The 16,230-nt window shown below is 71.4% G+C and carries 12 protein-coding genes; 5 read left to right on the plus strand and 7 right to left on the minus strand.

Annotated features, from left to right (window positions below; translation table 11 throughout):
• Positions 1 to 4 precede the first annotated feature (4 nt).
• The 7 genes from DMB42_RS18390 to DMB42_RS18420 all read right to left on the minus strand — a co-directional run bounded on the left by DMB42_RS18390 (position 5) and on the right by DMB42_RS18420 (position 8,835).
• Complete coding sequence (locus DMB42_RS18390; RefSeq protein ID WP_125636128.1) at positions 5 to 2,215, minus strand: TIM-barrel domain-containing protein; 2,211 nt, start codon at positions 2,213 to 2,215, stop codon at positions 5 to 7.
• Positions 2,212 to 3,297, minus strand: coding sequence for a glycoside hydrolase family 15 protein (locus tag DMB42_RS18395; RefSeq protein ID WP_185844726.1), 1,086 nt, complete (start codon positions 3,295 to 3,297; stop codon positions 2,212 to 2,214). Before DMB42_RS18395 ends, DMB42_RS18390 begins: the two co-directional genes overlap by 4 nt.
• A 32-nt stretch (positions 3,298 to 3,329) precedes the next feature.
• Positions 3,330 to 4,598, minus strand: a complete 1,269-nt coding sequence (locus DMB42_RS18400; protein ID WP_125636130.1) for a sugar ABC transporter substrate-binding protein — start codon at positions 4,596 to 4,598, stop codon at positions 3,330 to 3,332.
• Positions 4,599 to 4,611: 13 nt separating this feature from the next.
• Positions 4,612 to 5,418, minus strand: a complete 807-nt coding sequence (locus DMB42_RS18405; protein ID WP_125636131.1) for a carbohydrate ABC transporter permease — start codon at positions 5,416 to 5,418, stop codon at positions 4,612 to 4,614.
• Positions 5,411 to 6,352, minus strand: a complete 942-nt coding sequence (locus DMB42_RS18410) for a carbohydrate ABC transporter permease (protein ID WP_221762225.1) — start codon at positions 6,350 to 6,352, stop codon at positions 5,411 to 5,413. The genes DMB42_RS18405 and DMB42_RS18410 overlap by 8 nt, the downstream gene beginning before the upstream one ends.
• On the minus strand, positions 6,349 to 7,581 hold the full coding sequence (locus tag DMB42_RS18415) for an ROK family transcriptional regulator (RefSeq protein WP_125636132.1): 1,233 nt from the start codon (positions 7,579 to 7,581) through the stop codon (positions 6,349 to 6,351). Before DMB42_RS18415 ends, DMB42_RS18410 begins: the two co-directional genes overlap by 4 nt.
• A 96-nt stretch (positions 7,582 to 7,677) precedes the next feature.
• Complete coding sequence (locus DMB42_RS18420; protein ID WP_229824258.1) at positions 7,678 to 8,835, minus strand: ROK family transcriptional regulator; 1,158 nt, start codon at positions 8,833 to 8,835, stop codon at positions 7,678 to 7,680.
• 278 nt (positions 8,836 to 9,113) lie between these two features.
• Between DMB42_RS18420 and DMB42_RS18425 the strand changes: the two genes are divergently transcribed.
• From DMB42_RS18425 to DMB42_RS18445, 5 genes are all read left to right on the plus strand, one after another.
• Entirely contained in the window at positions 9,114 to 10,754 is a 1,641-nt protein-coding gene (locus tag DMB42_RS18425) for a beta-N-acetylhexosaminidase (protein WP_260477766.1), read from the plus strand.
• Positions 10,751 to 13,123: a phosphatidylserine/phosphatidylglycerophosphate/cardiolipin synthase family protein gene (locus tag DMB42_RS18430; protein WP_125636138.1), complete on the plus strand. Its 2,373-nt coding sequence runs from the start codon at positions 10,751 to 10,753 to the stop codon at positions 13,121 to 13,123. Before DMB42_RS18425 ends, DMB42_RS18430 begins: the two co-directional genes overlap by 4 nt.
• Before the next feature lie 97 nt (positions 13,124 to 13,220).
• Complete coding sequence (locus DMB42_RS18435) at positions 13,221 to 14,468, plus strand: sugar ABC transporter substrate-binding protein (RefSeq protein ID WP_125636140.1); 1,248 nt, start codon at positions 13,221 to 13,223, stop codon at positions 14,466 to 14,468.
• A 3-nt stretch (positions 14,469 to 14,471) separates the two neighbouring features.
• Positions 14,472 to 15,401 carry a carbohydrate ABC transporter permease gene (locus DMB42_RS18440; RefSeq protein ID WP_125636142.1) on the plus strand — a complete coding sequence of 310 codons (930 nt, stop codon included), beginning with the start codon at positions 14,472 to 14,474 and terminating at the stop codon, positions 15,399 to 15,401.
• Positions 15,394 to 16,203, plus strand: coding sequence for a carbohydrate ABC transporter permease (locus tag DMB42_RS18445; protein WP_125636144.1), 810 nt, complete (start codon positions 15,394 to 15,396; stop codon positions 16,201 to 16,203). Before DMB42_RS18440 ends, DMB42_RS18445 begins: the two co-directional genes overlap by 8 nt.
• The last annotated feature ends 27 nt before the right edge of the window (positions 16,204 to 16,230 follow it).

Raw genomic sequence — 16,230 nt, forward strand, 5'->3', positions numbered from 1 at the left:
CCTGTCAGTCGGCGAACATACGGGAGAGACGGGACCAGTGCCCGGCCGCGCACAACACGGGCGGACGGTCGAGGGGCGCGGGCAGCGTCACCGTCCGCCCGCCGGCCAGGGCGTGCCCGGTCCAGACGTCGATCCAGCCGCCCTCGGCCGCGGGCAGGTAGACGGAGGTCTCGGTGACACCGGGCTCGGTCACGGGCGCGACCAGCAGCGCGTCCCCGAGCTGGTACTGCAGGGGATGCCGCCAGACGGCCGGATCGTCCGGGTGGTCGAAGAACAGGCCGCGCATCAGCGGCGCGCCGCCGCCGGTCGCCGTCCGCGCCTGCTCGGCCAGGTACGGCACCAGCCGCTCCCGCAGCAGGGCCAGCCGCCGGAACACCGGGATCACCCGCTCGTCCCCGGTCTGCTCGGCGACGTTCCACGGCGTACGGTCCCTGAGCGGCGCGCGGTGATGGTTGAACTCGGAGTGGTACTGCATGATCGGCATGAACGCCGCCGCCCCCGCCGCCCGCAGGTAGAGCTCGGCGTCCGGCACGGGCCCGGAGAACCCGGCCAGGTCCCAGCCCCAGTAGACGATGCCGCAGGCCGAGGCCGTGATCCCGGCCCTGATCGAGGAGCGGAAGGCGTCCCAGGTGGAGTCCTCGTCCCCGGCCCAGAAGGCGCCGTGCGGCTGCGACCCGGCGAACCCGGCCCGGCTGAACGTCACCGGCGCCTTGCCGCACTCGCGCAGCAGGTCGCCGAACGCGCGGGCGTAGTGCACGGGGAACAGCCCGTTGCCCGCCGCGCCGTCACGCCCGTCGGCGTAACGCAGGTCATGGCCCCAGGCGTGCTCGCCGCCGTCGGTCTTGAACCCGTCGATCCCCACCTCCTCGACCAGGTAGCGGCGCTTGGCGGTCCACCAGTCGCGTACCTCCTGGGAGGACAGGTCGGGCATGAGCGCGAGCGGGAACCACCAGCCCCGGTTGCGGTACGGGCGGCCGTCGGCCTCGCGCACGCCGTACCCGCGCTCGACGAGCTGACGGGCGTCCACGGCGGCCTGGTGGCGGGGATGGGGGCGGGTCTTCTGCAGCGGGATCTGCCAGAGCAGCACCTTGACGTCCCTGCGGTGCAGCTCGTCCACCATGCCCTTGGGGTCGGGCCAGGGGCCGTCCGCGGGGAAGGCGTAGTCGGCCAGCTTGTGGGGCTCCTCGGACGGCTCGTACGCGGCCCCGCGGAACGCCGTGAACGTCGTCTCGTCGCTCCACGCCTCGATGACCAGCGCGCCCACGGGGATGCCGTGCTCGCGATGCCGGTCCATCTCGGCCAGCACGCGCTCCTGGGTGTTCCACTCGTTGCCGCTGGCCCACAGCCGGAACACCCACGACGGCAGCTCGACCGGGCGGCCCACCTCGTCGAGGAAGTCGCGCAGCACGTCCGCGGGGCGCTCGCCGTCGTAGAACCGCACGACCGGATCGCCGTCGGTCTCGGCCTCGACGACGATCCCGGCGGGCCGCGCCGCGCCGACGTCGTACCAGGTCCGCCGGGAGGTCCGGACGTGCCAGCCCCAGCTCCCCGGCCCGCCCACGACCATCGCGTACGGCATCGGCAGGTACGTGCGCCCGTGCGCGCCCTGCGCCTTGTACTGCTCGAAGACCACCGCGTCCAGGACACGACCCCGCTGGTCCACGGCGTCGAACCGCTCGCCGAAGCCGACCACGTGCTCTTCCGGCTCCAGCGGCAGCTCGAACCGTACGCGCAGGATGCCGTCGCCGTCGGCCAGCCAGCGCACGCTGCCCGGCACGATCCGGTCGGCGCCCGTCACCTCCAGCTTGCCGCCCGCCTCCGACCAGGTCGCCGCGGTCACCTCGAACCAGCGGCTCGCCCGGCTGCCGCCGTCGCCGGTCGTGGCCAGGAAGCGGTAGGCGTACCGGCTGCCGGCCCGGAGGGCGGGTGTGCGCACGCGCCAGGAGCCGGCGGCGGCGCGGGTGGCCCGCGCCTGCGCGGCGGCCAGATGCCCGCCGTCCACCGCGGCGGCAGAACCGCCCGGATCCGTCCTGGTCAGCGGCAGCTCGACGGGGGCGGCCCCGTCCACGGCCCACTCGCAGACGATGGAGACGACCTGCGCGGACGCGCGTACCCGCAGCTCCACGCTCTCCCCGGCCAGCGGCCTGGCCGGGACACGCTGGTCCTCGGTCTCCGCGTAGGGATGCCCCGATCCGTGGGGCCGATGCCTGATCACGCCGTCACTCCCAACTCGTCGGCGAGGATGAGGTACATGCCGTGCGACCACAGCAGCGGCGTGGCCACCGGTCCCCAGCGGTCCAGCCACTCCTGCCGCCGGTCCGGGGCCAGCAGCAGGTCGGACACCTGCTCGGGCAGGTCGCCCTCGGGGGTCGCCCGCGCCGCCATCCACTCCAGGTACCGCGCGGCCTCGGCCCGCCGCCCGGCGCGCGCGTGGTTCCAGCCGAGGAACCCGGCGAGCAGCAGCCACCGCCCGCCGCCGTAGAAGGTGTCGGCCAGGTAGCGGTACACGCCGCCCTCGCGGGCGAGTTGCCGTTCGACCTCGGCGACCGTCGCCTCGCCGACCGGATGCCCGGCCGGATACAGCCCGAACGGCTCCACGCACGCCAGCAGGCTCGCGTCCACGGCGTCGCTGCCCAGCCATTTGCGCAGGTGCGAGCCCTCGGCGACGCCCTCGCGCGCCACGAGGTCCGCGATGCCCGCGACGGCCTCGGCCGCCGCGGCCGACTCCGTCGCGCTCAGCACGCCGAGCGCGACGGCGGCCCGCAGGCCCGCGTGGACCGCGCCGAGCGTGGCCACGTGGCGGTGCTCGACGTGCTCCTCCCACCAGTCGTAGCAGGGCAGCTGCCAGAACGCGGTCAGGTAGCGGGCCGCCGTCCGGACGCCCTTCTCGACGCCGGGGACCGCCCGGCCGTGCCGGACGGTGTGTTCGCGCAGCGCCCACAGCCAGGTGCCGTACCCGTCGAGCTGGAAGTCCCACCAGTCGTCGTCGCCGTTCACGCCGTCCAGGGTGAACCGGGTCGGCAACATGTCCGCGACCGGGACCGCCTCGCCGCGCCCCGCCCGGGACACCAGTACGTCGACCTGGCCCGCGCGGTCACCGACGACCCGCGCGCACCAGGCGTGGAAGGCGTCCGCGCCGGACACGTCGCCGTGCCTGCTCACCCCCTCGGCGATGAACGCGCCGTCGCGCAGCCAGGAGTAGCCGCGGTAGGCGGAGAAGGTGGGCGAGGCCGGATAGGCCCCGGACGGCGCCTGCAATCTCTTGATCACGTCGAGGCTGTGCGCGACGAGGGACAACGAATCTCTCCTGGGTGCGTGGATGGGAAGAGCTAGCCGAGCAGCTTGTCGACGTCGGCGGCGGCCGCCTTGAGCGCGTCCGCCACGGACGTGCGCCCGGCCGCCGCCTCGCTGAGCTGCTTGGTCACCGCGTCCTGCATCTCCTGCTGGCGCTTGATCACCGGAGGCAGGGCGATGGACTTGAGCGAGTCGAAGACGGCCTGGCGGTTGGCCGGCACGGGATCCTTGAGATAGCCGGACAACACCTGCTGGTCGGAGACGGGCGGCAACTCCCACGACGACTGGATCCGGGTGGTGGCGGCGGTGCCGGACGCGGACAGGAAGCGGGCCCAGGCCCAGGCCTCCTTGCCGTGCTTGGTCGCCGAGGAGGCGGCCACCGCGTTGTGGAAGACCGCGCTGGCCTTGGCCGAGTCACCGGGCTCGACGACCACGTCCCACTCGAACGGCACGTCCTTCAGGCCCGCGAACTGCCAGATGCCGTTGTGCCACATGGCGAGCTTGCCGGACTTGAAGAGGTTCGTGTCGTAGTCGGCGGTGCCGCCGATCTCGGCCTCGGTCGGCATGGTCTTGCCCACCTTCGACACCAGCCACTCGGCCGCCTTGACCCCCTGCGGGCTGTCGAACGCCGACTTCGTGCCGTCCGCGGACAGGAACTCGCCGCCCGCCTGCTTGAGCGTCTTGTAGAACTCGAAGAACTGCACCGGCTGGAAGTCGCCGAACACGCCCTTCTTCTTGTCGGTCAGCTTGGCCGCGGCGGCCTGCTCGTCGGCCCACGTCCAGTCCGCCGTGGGCGGCGCGACCCCGGCCGCCTTGAACAGCTCCTTGTTGTAGAAGAGCACGACCGTGGAGAACGAGGCGGGCAGCGCGTACTGCTTGCCGTCCCGCTTGAAGGCGTTGAGCGACTCCTGGGCGTACACCGAGGTGTCGCCGTCGCCGGCCACCGTGGTGAGGTCGAGCAGCGAGCCGGCGGCGGCGTAGGTGACGAAGTTCTCGTAGTTGAGCTCGAACGTGTCCGGCGCGGTGCCGCCCGCGATGCTGGTCTGCAGCTTGGTGAAGTACTGGTCGAAGGGGGCCGTCTCGACGACCACGTCGACGTTCGGGTTCTCCTTCTCGAAGGCCTTCTCGATCGTGTCGAGGTCCTTCACGTGGTCGGGCGCGGCCGAGAAGGTGAAGTACCGCAGCGTCACCTTGCCGCCGCCTCCGTCGCCGGTGGCGCCCTTGGTGGCCGATCCCTGTGAGCAGGCCGTGGCGAGCAACGCGGCCGCCGCGACGGCGGTAGCGATCCTGATGGGTCGTGACATGGGGGGATTTCCTTTACTTGAGCCCGCTCTGCGCGACGCTGGCGATGACGTGCTTCTGCGCGAAGACGTACAGGATGAGGATCGGGACGACGCTGACGACAGAACCCGCCATCACCACGTCCCACTGGGTGGTGAACTGGCCGTGCAGGGTCGCCAGGCCCAGCGGCAGTGTCATGAACTCGGGCGACTTGATGATGATCAGCGGCCACAGGTAGCTGTTCCAGCTCGCCATGAAGCCGAAGATCGCGAACGTGGCCAGGGCCGGCCGGATCAGCGGCAGCACCACGTGCACGAAGATGCGGAAATGTCCGGCGCCGTCCAGCACGGCCGCCTCGTCGAACTCGCGCGGCACCTGGTTGACGGCCTGCCGCAGCAGGAACACGCCGAACGCCGAGGCGATCGTCGGCGCGAGCAGCGCGAAGTAGGTGTCCACCAGGTTGAACGTGCGCATCTCGATGAACAGCGGCACGACCAGCACCGGCAGCGGCATCATCAGCGTCGTGAGGTAGACCGCGAACAACGCGCCCCGCCCCGGGAAGGGCAGCCGGGCGAACGCGTAGGCCGCCATCGCGCTGGTGACCAGTTGCAGCCCGGTGGACGCCGCGCCGATCCACGCGCTGTTGAGCACGATCCGCCAGAACGGCAACGTCTCCAGCAGCCGGCCGTACGCGTCGAAACTGGCGCCCTCGGGCGTGAAGTCGGGCGGCACGGCCAGGACGGCGTCGCTCGGCGTGATCGAGGTGATCACCGCCCAGGCGAACGGGAACAACATGACCAGCGTGCCGAGGCCGACCAGAAGGAGACGGAGGACCTTACCCATACGTGACCCACCGCTTCTGGCCCCTGATCTGCACGACCGTCACGAGCAGCACGAACGCGAACAGCAGCCAGGACAGCGCCGAGGCGGCGCCCGCCCTGCCGTAGCGGAAGGTGAGGTCGTAGATCTGCGAGACCACCACCTGCGTCGCGCCGCCCGGCCCGCCGCCCGTCATGATCTTGACCTGGTCGAACACCTGGAAGCCGTTGATCAGCGAGATCACCACCACGAAGAACGTCGAGGGTGACAGGAGCGGGAGCGTGATGTGCCGGAACCTGCGCCAGGCGGTGGCGCCGTCCACCATGGCGGCCTCCTGGTACTCGCGGGGGATCGCCTGCAACCCGGCCAGCAGGATGATCATCACGAACCCCAGGTCCTTCCAGGCCGAGGCGAGGATGATCGACGGCATCGCCCAGTCCGGATCGGTCCACCAGCCGGGCCCGCTCACGCCGACCAGGCCGAGCGCCCAGTTGACGACGCCGCTGGCCGGGTTGAGCAGCCACTTCCACATCAGCGCGACGACCACCCAGCTCGTGATCACCGGCAGGAAGTACACGCCGCGCAGCAGGGCGCGCGCCGGCATCGCCCGGTTGAGCAGCACCGCGAGGCCCAGGCCGCCGAGGTAGACGAGCGGCAGGTAGCCGGCGATGAACGACAACGTGTGCAGGAACGCGGCCCTGGTGTCGGGATCGCCGATCAGCTCGACGTAGTTGCCGAGCCCCACCCACCGCATGTCGGTGATGAGGTCCCATTCGTGGAGGCTGGTCCAGAACGACCCGACCATCGGGATCAGCGTGTAGAGGGTCAGCGGGATCAGGCTCGGCAGCAGGAACACCGCGACCGTGCCGGCGTAGCGCCACCTGCCGGACCGCCTGGGGGCCTGGTGGGTGGCCCGTGGCGCGGGCGAGGCGTCGGGGAGGGCCTGCCGTACGCTCACGAGGCGGCTCCGATCAGGCGGGCGCGGACCAGGCGGCCCTGCTCGCCGGCCGCCCCGGCGGCGTCGAACGGGGTGGCCAGCACCAGCGCCGCCGCTCCCTGGGCCCAGCTCGTGTCGTCCCAGCTCTCCACCTCGACGGAGATGTCGCGCCGCCCCGGGTACAACTGCGCCCGCAGGGCCGGCTCGAACCCGGTCCGCCACAGCGGCCACTCGGCCGTGCCCTCGCCGAGCACCACCACGACCTCGGGGTCCACCACGTTGATCAGCCCCGCCGTGGCCCGGCCCAGGATCGCGCCGGCCTCGGCGAACACCGCGCGGATGTCGGCGTCGCCGCCCCTGGCGGCCCGGCCGAGCGCGGCCACCGCGCCCAGCGGGTCGCGGGTGGCCGGCGGTTCCGTACCGGGCGTGCGGCCGGTCGTCCTGGCGTGGGCGGCGGCGAGCAGGCCGGCGGATCCGACGAACGCCTCCAGGCAGCCCCGCGCGCCGCAGCCGCACGGCGGGCCCTGCGGGTCCACCGGCAGGTGGCCGAACTCGCCCGCGCCGCCCCGGGCGCCCCGGTAGACGCGGCCGTCCGCGACGATGGCCGCGCCGACGCCGCGCCCGATCGTCAGGACGAGGAAGTCCCGGTGCGTACGCCCCCGGCCGTACAGGCGTTCGGCCGCGGCCAGGGCGTTGACGTCGTTCTCCACCAGGACGGGCAGGTCGAGCCGGCGGCGCAGCCGTTCGCCCACCGGCATCGCCTGCCAGCCGAGCGTCGGGGCCCTGACCGTGCCGACCGCCTGGTCCTCCACGCTGCCCGGCACCCCGACGCCGACGCCCAGCAGCGGCGGCCCCGCCGAGAGCTCCCGCACCACCGACTCCACCGCGGCGGCCAGACGGTCGAGGGCGTCGGGCGCGGCCGGGTCGTGCGGCGTCTCCCACGACCCCAGCACCTCGCCGTCGAGCCGTACGTCCACCAGCACCAGGTGGTCGGCCGTCACCTTGACCCCGAGCGCCCGCCCGGCACTGCCCACCACCCCGAGCCGCTGGGCCGGACGGCCGCCGCGCGACGGCTTGAGGTCCAGCTCCTCCAGCATCCCGTGCCCGATGAGCTCCTTGGTGAGCTGGGTGACGGTGGCCGGGCTGAGATCCAACTCGCGGGCTATCTCGCTGCGGCTCAACGGGCCGACCGTGCCCAGGAGGGCGAGGATCGCCGTCCTGGTGAGGTCGCCGCGGTCCGTGCCTGCCATGTGAGAGGACTTTCTTTAGGAATAAAGTTAGTGGTGAAGATAGTGCGGCGCAGTACTCCTTCTGTCAAGGGTCATGAGATACGGTGAGCTACACCATTAACGCGGCGGGGCAACCGCGGTCAGCGGGCCCACCTCGGGGTTGAAGAGCATCGTGGACAGGTGCTCGACGCCGTGGCAGACGGCCCCGACCGCCACGCACTCCTCGCCCAGCACGGAGGCCCGCAACTCCGGGGCGCGCAGGCACATCGTCTCCAGCTCGCCGCGCAGCGGCTCCAGCAGCACGTCGGCCGACCGGGAGAAACCGCCGCCGAGCACCACCAGGTCGGGGTCGACGGTGAGGGCCATCGCGGTGGTGGCCAGCGCGAGCACCTTCACGTACCGCAGGACGGCCCGGCGCGCCTCGTCGTCGCCGCGCCGGACGGCCTCGAACACCGCTCCCGCGACCGCGTCGGGCGGCGTGCCGGGCTCCACGGAGGGGACGGCCTGCAGCAGCCCGCCCACGTTGAACAGCGGATGCACGCCGATCTCGCCCGCCGCGCCCCCGCCGCCGCGCAGGGGGACGCCGTCGAGCACGACGGCCGCCCCGGCCCGCCGGCCGACGTGTAGGAAGATCATGTTCCGGGTGTCGCGGGCGACGCCTCTGCGGCACTCGGCGAGGGCGGCCAGCCTGCTGTCGTTCTCCACGAGGACCGTGCACCTGAGCCGCTGTTCGAGGTGGTCGGCCAGCGGCACGCCCGACCAGTCCTGGATGGCCCGCGAGAGCACGACGTGTCCGTGCAGGTCGATGTAGCCCGTGCTGCCGGCGACCGCGATCCAGATGTCGGGGGCCGAGGTGCCCGAGCCGGTCAGGCAGGCGTCGACGGCCCGGTCCACGGCGGCCAGCCGTTCGGCGCGCGGCTGCTCGGGGGTGACCGGCTCGCGTGTGGTGTGCAGGACGTTGCCGTCCAGGTCGGCCACGACCGCGAGCACCTTGTGTGCTCCTATGTCGAGCCCGAGCACCCGGCCCGCCTCCGCGCGGAACCGGTAGCGGCGCGCCGGCCTGCCCTTCTCCCCGCCGCTGGGATCCATCTGGACCACCCAGCCCAGCTCCATCAGGTCCTGGATCACCACCTTGATCGTGGCTCTGGCCAGGTCGGCGCGCTCGGCGAGCTGGGTCAGCGTCGCCGGACCCCCGGCGCGAAGGGCGGCGAGCGCGGCCAGCGCGTTCAGCCGCCGCAGCCGCTGAAGGTCGCCGCCGGTCACGGAGAGCGTCACTGATAACCCTTCTTGACGAATCTTAATGGTGAACTCCATCATAAATCCTCAGCGAGGCGGTCACTCTCAGAAAAGAGGCCAGATCATGAGGCTTGACCGTGGGCGATTCCTTGGGTCGGGCGTCCATGCCTGCGCCCTCCGCCTCGTCCTGCCCCCGGTCCCGTGCGGGCGCGCCATGCTACGGCGTCGGCCGACCGCGACGTAAGCACTCCTGTCCGTCCCCGCCATGCTCGCAGGGCCGGACGGCCGCCGACCCCCCAACTCCTCAGGGATCTGATTTGCTGCTGCCACGACCCGTTCATCTCACCCGAGACGGCGCGGAGCCCTTCGTCCTCACCGCGGACACAGTGATCGCCGCGCCTCCCGAGTTGTCGCGGGTGGAGGGCTGGCTGCGCGGCGCGCTGTTCCCGGTGACCGGCCTGCCGCTGCCGCCTGGGGAGCCGGGTGCCGGGGCGATCGAGTTCACGCTGGCGGCCGGGCTCGGCCCCGAGTCCTACAGCCTGGCCGTACGCCCCGACGGGGTGCGCGTCGAGGCGGGTGACGCGGCGGGCGCGTTCTACGGCGCGCAGACCCTGCGCCAGCTCCTCCCGCCCGCGGCCTTCCGCAGCGGCGCGGTCGGCGAACGGGACTGGCTGCTCGCCCCGGTCACGGTCGAGGACCGGCCGAGATTCCGCTGGCGCGGTTGCCTGATCGACGTGGCCAGGCACTTCCTGCCGAAGCCCGACCTGCTGCGGTACATCGACCTGCTGGCCGCGCACAAGCTCAACGTGCTGCACCTGCACCTCACCGACGACCAGGGCTGGCGGCTGGAGGTGACGGGCCATCCCAAGCTGACCGAGATCGGCGCCTGGCGACGGGAGAGCCCCCGGGGCGCCCGCCGGCACGGCCTGTTCGACGGCCGTCCGCACGGCGGCTTCTACACGCAGGAGGACCTGCGCGAGATCGTGTCGTACGCGGCGGACCGGTTCGTCACCGTGGTGCCCGAGATCGAGCTGCCCGGCCACTCGCAGGCCGCCATCGCGGCCTATCCGGAGCTGGGCAACCTCGACGAACGCCTGGAGGTCGCCACCGGGTGGGGCGTCTCTCCCAATGTGCTCAACGTCGAGGAGGCCACGCTCGCCTTCTACCGGGACGTGCTCGACCAGGTCATGGAGATCTTCCCCGGCGAGTACGTCTGCGTCGGCGGCGACGAGTGCCCCAAGACACAGTGGCGGGAGAGCCCGTCGGCCCAGCGCCGTATCCGCGAGCTCGGCCTGCGTGACGAGGAGGAGTTGCAGAGCTGGTTCATCCACCGGTTCTCCGACCACCTGACGGCGCGCGGGCGACGCCTGCTCGGCTGGGACGAGATCATCGAGGGCGGCCTGCCGCCGGGCGCGACGGTGGCGTCCTGGCGCGGGACGTACGGCGCGGTCGCGGCGGCGCGGGCCGGGCACGACGTGATCACCTGCCCGTTCACGCAGGTCTACCTCGACTTCCGGCAGTCGGACCGGCCCGACGAGCCGGTCCCGATCGGCAGCGTGATCTCGCTGCGCGACGTCTACGCCTTCGAACCGGTGCCGCCCGAGCTCACGGAGGCCGAGTCCGGTCACGTGCTCGGCGCCCAGGCGAACCTCTGGACCGAGCACATCGACTCGCCCCGCGCGCTCGACTACATGGCCTTCCCCCGGCTGTCGGCCTTCGCCGAGGTCGTGTGGAGCCCCCGGGGCGGCGACTTCGACGACCTCATCGCACGCCTGCGCCACCACGAGCGGCGGCTCGCCGCGCTGGGCGTGGAGTACCGCAAGGAGACCGGCCCCGAGCCGTGGCAGACGCGGCCGGACGTGAAGGGCTGGCCCAGGGAACGGGCGGAGACCGAGGCCGAGGTGGCGGCCTGGACCCGCGACATCCGGCGCAACCTCAGTGGAGAGAGGCAAGCATGATCAAACGCCTGTCCGTCATCCTGGCCGGCCTGTCCTGCCTGCTCGGCATGATCACTCCGGCGCAAGCGGCGACCCCCGAGTTATCGGCGCACTTCAGCGTGCCCAGCGTCGACGGAACCCTCGACGGCTCCCTGCTGACCAGGCTGCTGGGCCTGATCGACCTGGCCGAGTCCGGCTCGACCCTGCGCGTGGCGACGTACGTGCTGGAACTCCGGGTCGTCAAGGACAAGCTCGTGGCGGCCCACGCCCGCGGGGTCGACGTACAGGTGGTGTCCGAGGGGTCCGATCACGACCCGCTGCTCGACGAGCTGGCCGCCGCCGGCGTGCCCGTCACGCTGTGCGACATGGGCTGCAACGGCCCGGACACCGACATCAACCACCACAAGTTCTTCGTGTTCAGCCGGCTCACGGACGGCAGGACCGACGTGGTCGTACAGAGCTCGCAGAACCTCAGCCCCGAGAACGGCCTCCACCAGAACATGTTGATCAGCTCGGGCGACGCCGGGCTGGCCGAGGGCTACCGGCAGGTGTTCGACACGCTGGTCTCCCGGGTGCGGACCACGTGGCGGGCGCCGTTCACCGCCACCAGCGGCAAGGTCACGGTGTGGATGGAGCCCCGCGACACCGCCTACGACCAGGCCACGTACGGCAGCGCCGACCTGGTCGCGGCCATGATCCGCGACGTGGGCTGCCCCGGCACGATCCGCGTGGTGCAGTCGCAGTTCGCCACGGACCGGCCGCTGGTCATCGCCGAGCTCAAGGCGAAGAAGCAGCAGGGGTGCACCGTCCAGGTGCTCGTCTCCGAGGGCAACCAGACGGTCGCGACCGCTCAGGAGCTCGCGAAGGGCGGGATCGTGGTGAACACCTACCGGCCCGGCGGCTGCCGCTACCCGGCCGGCGGCACCTGCGAGGCCGACGGCCTCCACTCGAAGATCATCCTGGTGGACGGGCCGTCGGCGGCGGCGGGCGGCGCCCAGCGGCGCTACGCCTACACCGGCTCCCACAACCTCAACCGCGGCTCCCTGACCGCCTCGGACGACTCCTTCGTCCGCATCGACGACGCGGCGGTCTACGCGGCCTACGACGCGGACTTCACCGCCATGCTCGACGAGGTGATCAAGTTCGTCCCCGCGGCCTACCCGCGGGCCGGGCTGCAGATGGCCGCCAACGGCCCCGACGACCAGCGAGCGCCCAGAGCGGCCGCCATGCGCGCCGGGTACACGGCGGTGACCTGGGAGGACGACCGCGACCGTACCTCGGTCGACGGCACCGAGGTCTACGCGCGCATCTACCGCGACGGGCAGCCGGTGACCGGCCCCGTGAAGGTCTCGATGGGCGGGGTCGGCTGCGCCACCGGCTGGAACCACGTGCAGCCGTCGGCCGGCGTCGACGACGCGGGCAACGCCTACGTCGCCTGGGCCGAGGACGGCGACTGCCGGGGCGAGCACAACATCGCGGTGCGACGGCTCTCGCCGTCGGGCACGCTGAGCGCGGCGGTCTGGGCGAACAACCCGCAGTGGAGCGGCGACCAGACCCGGCCGAGGATCGCGGTCCGGGGCGACGGCGGGTTCACGGTGGTCTGGGAGGACGCGCCGACCGGGACGGTCCGCGCGGCCGGCTACGCCTCCCTGACCTCCCGGACCTTCGGGCCGCTCCAGGTGGCCACGGGGGACCGGCCGGACGTGGCCGTCGACGGCGCGGGCACCGCGACCGTGGTCTGGCAGCAGGCCCCCGACGTGTACGGCAGGCGGATCTCGGCCACCGGCACGACCGTCGCGCCCGCCACGAAGATCAACACCAACGCGGCCGGCCAGCACCTGGCCCCCGCGGTGGCGACGACCCCGGGCGGCGAGAGCGTCGTCGTCTGGAGCGACAACGTGGCGGTCACCGGCGGCGACGTGACGACCGTGTGGCGGGTCCGGATGCGGGGACTCACGCCCTCCCTGGGCGGGCGGTTCGCGGAGACCCCCGTCGCGTACGGGAAGTTCGCGCCGAACACGGTCTCCGACGGCGGCAAGGAGTACCCGCCGCTCTGCGGGAAGGTCGGAACGGCGGACCGGTGCGCGGTCCAGGGATCGCCGTCCGTCGCCGTCGACGACTCCGGGCGGTTCGTCGTCGGCTGGACCGAATCCGACATGTGGAACAGCGGCCGCTCCTACGAGGTGTACGCCCGCGGCTTCAACGCCGACGGGACGACGACCGGCCGGTTCCCCTGCGAGCGCATGAACCCGAACACGGCCGGAGACCAGTCGGGCACCGCCGTCGCCGCCGACGCCGCCGGATTCCACCTCTTCTACGCCGAGGACTTCGACGTCAACGGATACGCCGACGTCGTGGCGAGGACGGGCTTCACCAACACCGGCTTCTGAGACGCCCATCGAGACCCTTACCCCCACCCCCCGACGCCGTCCTCCGGCTCGCAGACGGCTTGCGGACGAGACGGCATCTAGAGAAAAGGAAATCCCCATGCGCCTGCGTATGGCATTGGCCGCCGCCCTGGCGATGACCGTGGCCGGTTGTGGCTCCGGCAGCGACACCACCAGCACCAAGCCCGGAAAGGTCACGATCAGCTACGCGATCTGGGAGAAGAACGACCAGCCCAGCACGCAGAAGATCATCGACGCCTTCCAGAAGAAGCACCCCGACGTCACGGTCAAGCTTGAGATCACCCCGTGGGACCAGTACTGGACCAAGCTCCAGACCGCGGCCAGCGGCGGCGCGGCCCCCGACGTCTTCTGGATGAACAGCCTCAACGTCCGCATGTACGCCAAGGGCGGCGTGATCGCCCCCATCGACAACGCCGACGTCGGCGCCTTCCCGCAGGCGATCGTGGACGGCTACCGCTACGACGGAAAGCTGTACGGCCTGCCGCGCGACGTCGGCGTCCCCGTGCTCTGGTACGACAAGGAGCTCTTCGACAAGGCCGGCGTCAAGTACCCGACCGCCGACTGGACCTGGGACGACCTCAAGGCCGCCGCCAAGAAGCTGACCGACCCGGCCAAGAAGCAGTACGGCCTGCTGGCCCCCCTGTGGGACCAGGGCGGTTTCTACCCCACGATGATCCAGGCCGGCGGCCACGTCATCTCCGCCGACGGCAAGAAGTCGGGCTTCGACGAGCCCGGTTCCATCCAGGGCCTGGAGTTCTGGACCGACATGATCAACAAGGACAAGGTCGCGCCGCCCGTCCAGGTGACCACCGACACCAACCCCATACAGCTGTTCATGACCGGCAAGTACGGCATGTACTACGGCGGCTCCTGGCTCGCCACCACGTTCAAGGCCAACACCGAGCGCGGCGACAAGGTCGACGTGGCGCCGCTGCCCAAGGGGCCGGTGCAGGAGGCCGTCATCCTGCTCGGCCTGGCCAACTCCGTCTCGGCCAAGAGCGAGCACCCGGCCGAGAGCCTGGAGTTCGCCACGTTCCTCTCCTCCGAGGAGGCAGAGAAGATCCTCAGCGACTCCGGCGGCGCCTCGGTCTCCTCCCGGGCGGGCACCCAGGACGGCTGGTTCAACGCCTTCCCGAACTACCGCCTGAAGGAGACGTTCGACGCCTCGATCCCGAACGGCGTGCCGTACCCCGTCTCCCTCGACACCGCCAAGTGGCAGGACGTGCAGAACAAGGTCCTGGCCGACGCCTGGGCGGGCAAGCGGGCGACCGCGGACGCGGCCAAGGAGATCGCCACGCAGATGAACGAGATCCTGGCCAAGGAGTAGCCGATGGTGCTGACCGAGGAACGGGCCGCCGCCAAGGCGGCGGCCCCGCCGGGGCGGCCCGCGCGGCGCGACTGGCTCTGGGGGTACGGGCTGATCGCGCCCATGGCCCTCGGGCTGGCCGTGTTCTACCTGTGGCCGATCGTCCAGACGCTCTATCTCAGCTTCACCGAGTCCGGCGTGTTCGGCGGGCAGACGTGGGTGGGCCTCGACAACTTCGCCGAGCTCCTCGGCGACGAGGAGATGATCGGCGCCCTGCGCAACACGCTGCTCTATTCCGTGCTCGTGCTGATCGGGGTGCCGCTGTCGATCGTGATCGCGGCGCTGCTCAACGTCCCGGGGCTGCGCGGGCTCGGCTTCTACCGCACGCTGTACTTCCTGCCGGTGGTCACCATGCCCGCGGCCGTCGGCCTGACCTGGCGTTACCTGTACAACGGCGACTTCGGGCTGATCAACTACCTGCTCGCCCAGGTGGGGATCGACGGGCCCTACTGGGTGTCCGACCCCGACTTCGCGATCTACGCGGTCGCGGTGGTCGGGATCTGGACCTCGCTCGGCTACAACGCGGTGTTGTTCCTGGCCGGGTTGCAGGGGATCCCCAAGCACTACTACGAGGCCGCCTCGATCGACGGCGCGGGCAAACTGCGGCAGTTCTTCCGCATCACGCTGCCGCTGCTCACGCCCACCACGTTCTTCGTCATGGTGATCACGCTGATCAACGCCCTCCAGGTGTTCGACCTGGTCTACCTCATGATCGACATCAAGAGCCCGGCGCTGGCGGGCAGCCGCACGATCGTCTACCTCTTCTACGAGCAGGGCTTCGTGCAGAACAGCCGCGGCTACGCCGCCGCGATCGCGGTGGTGCTGCTGGCGCTGATCCTCCTGCTGACCGCCGTCCAGTTCAGGCTGCAGAGGCGGTGGGTCCACTATGAGTAGGCGCTGGATCGTGCACGCCGTGCTGCTCGTCGGCGGGCTGATCATGATCATGCCGTTCGTCTGGCAGCTCGTCGTCTCGCTGCAGACGATGACCGAGTCGATGCGGGTGCCGCCCACGGTGGCCCCCTCCTGGCAGTGGCACAACTTCGCCGACGTGTTCCGGACCGTGCCGCTCGGGCGGCAGTTCCTCAACACCGTGATCGTCACCGTGGCGGTGACCGCCGGGCAGCTGCTGCTGTGCTCGCTGGCGGCCTTCGCGTTCGCGCGGCTGGAGTTCCCCGGGCGCGGGGCGGTCTTCATGTTGTTCCTGGCCGTGCTGATGGTGCCGGGCGAGCTGTTCCTGCTCCCGCGGTACCAGATCATGCAGGAGCTCGGCTGGCTCGACACCCTCCAGGCGCTCATCGCCCCAGGGGTCTTCGGGGCCTTCGGCACGTTCCTGCTGCGGCAGTTCTTCAAGACCCTGCCCAAGGAGCTGGACGAGGCGGCGCGCCTGGACGGCGCCAACCCGCTGCAGATCTACTGGTGGATCATGCTCCCGCTGGTGCGGCCCGGCCTGCTGGCGCTCGGGCTGCTGACCGTCATGTGGTCCTGGAGCAGCCTGCTCTGGCCGCTGGTGGTCAACACCGACCCGGAGATGATGACGCTCTCCGCCGGGCTGGCCTCCCTGCGCGGCCAGTACCTGACCAACTACCCGATCCTCTTCGCCGGGTCCGTCGTTGCCTCGCTGCCCGTGATCGTTCTCTTCGTGGTCATGCAACGGCAGCTGATCGCCGGGATCGCGTTCACCGGCTCGAAGGGCTGATCCGCAACCCTTTTATCCCGCTGTATC

It is taken from the genome of Nonomuraea sp. WAC 01424, from assembly GCF_003947315.1.
In the GTDB taxonomy this organism is placed as follows: Bacteria; Actinomycetota; Actinomycetes; order Streptosporangiales; family Streptosporangiaceae; genus Nonomuraea; species Nonomuraea spiralis.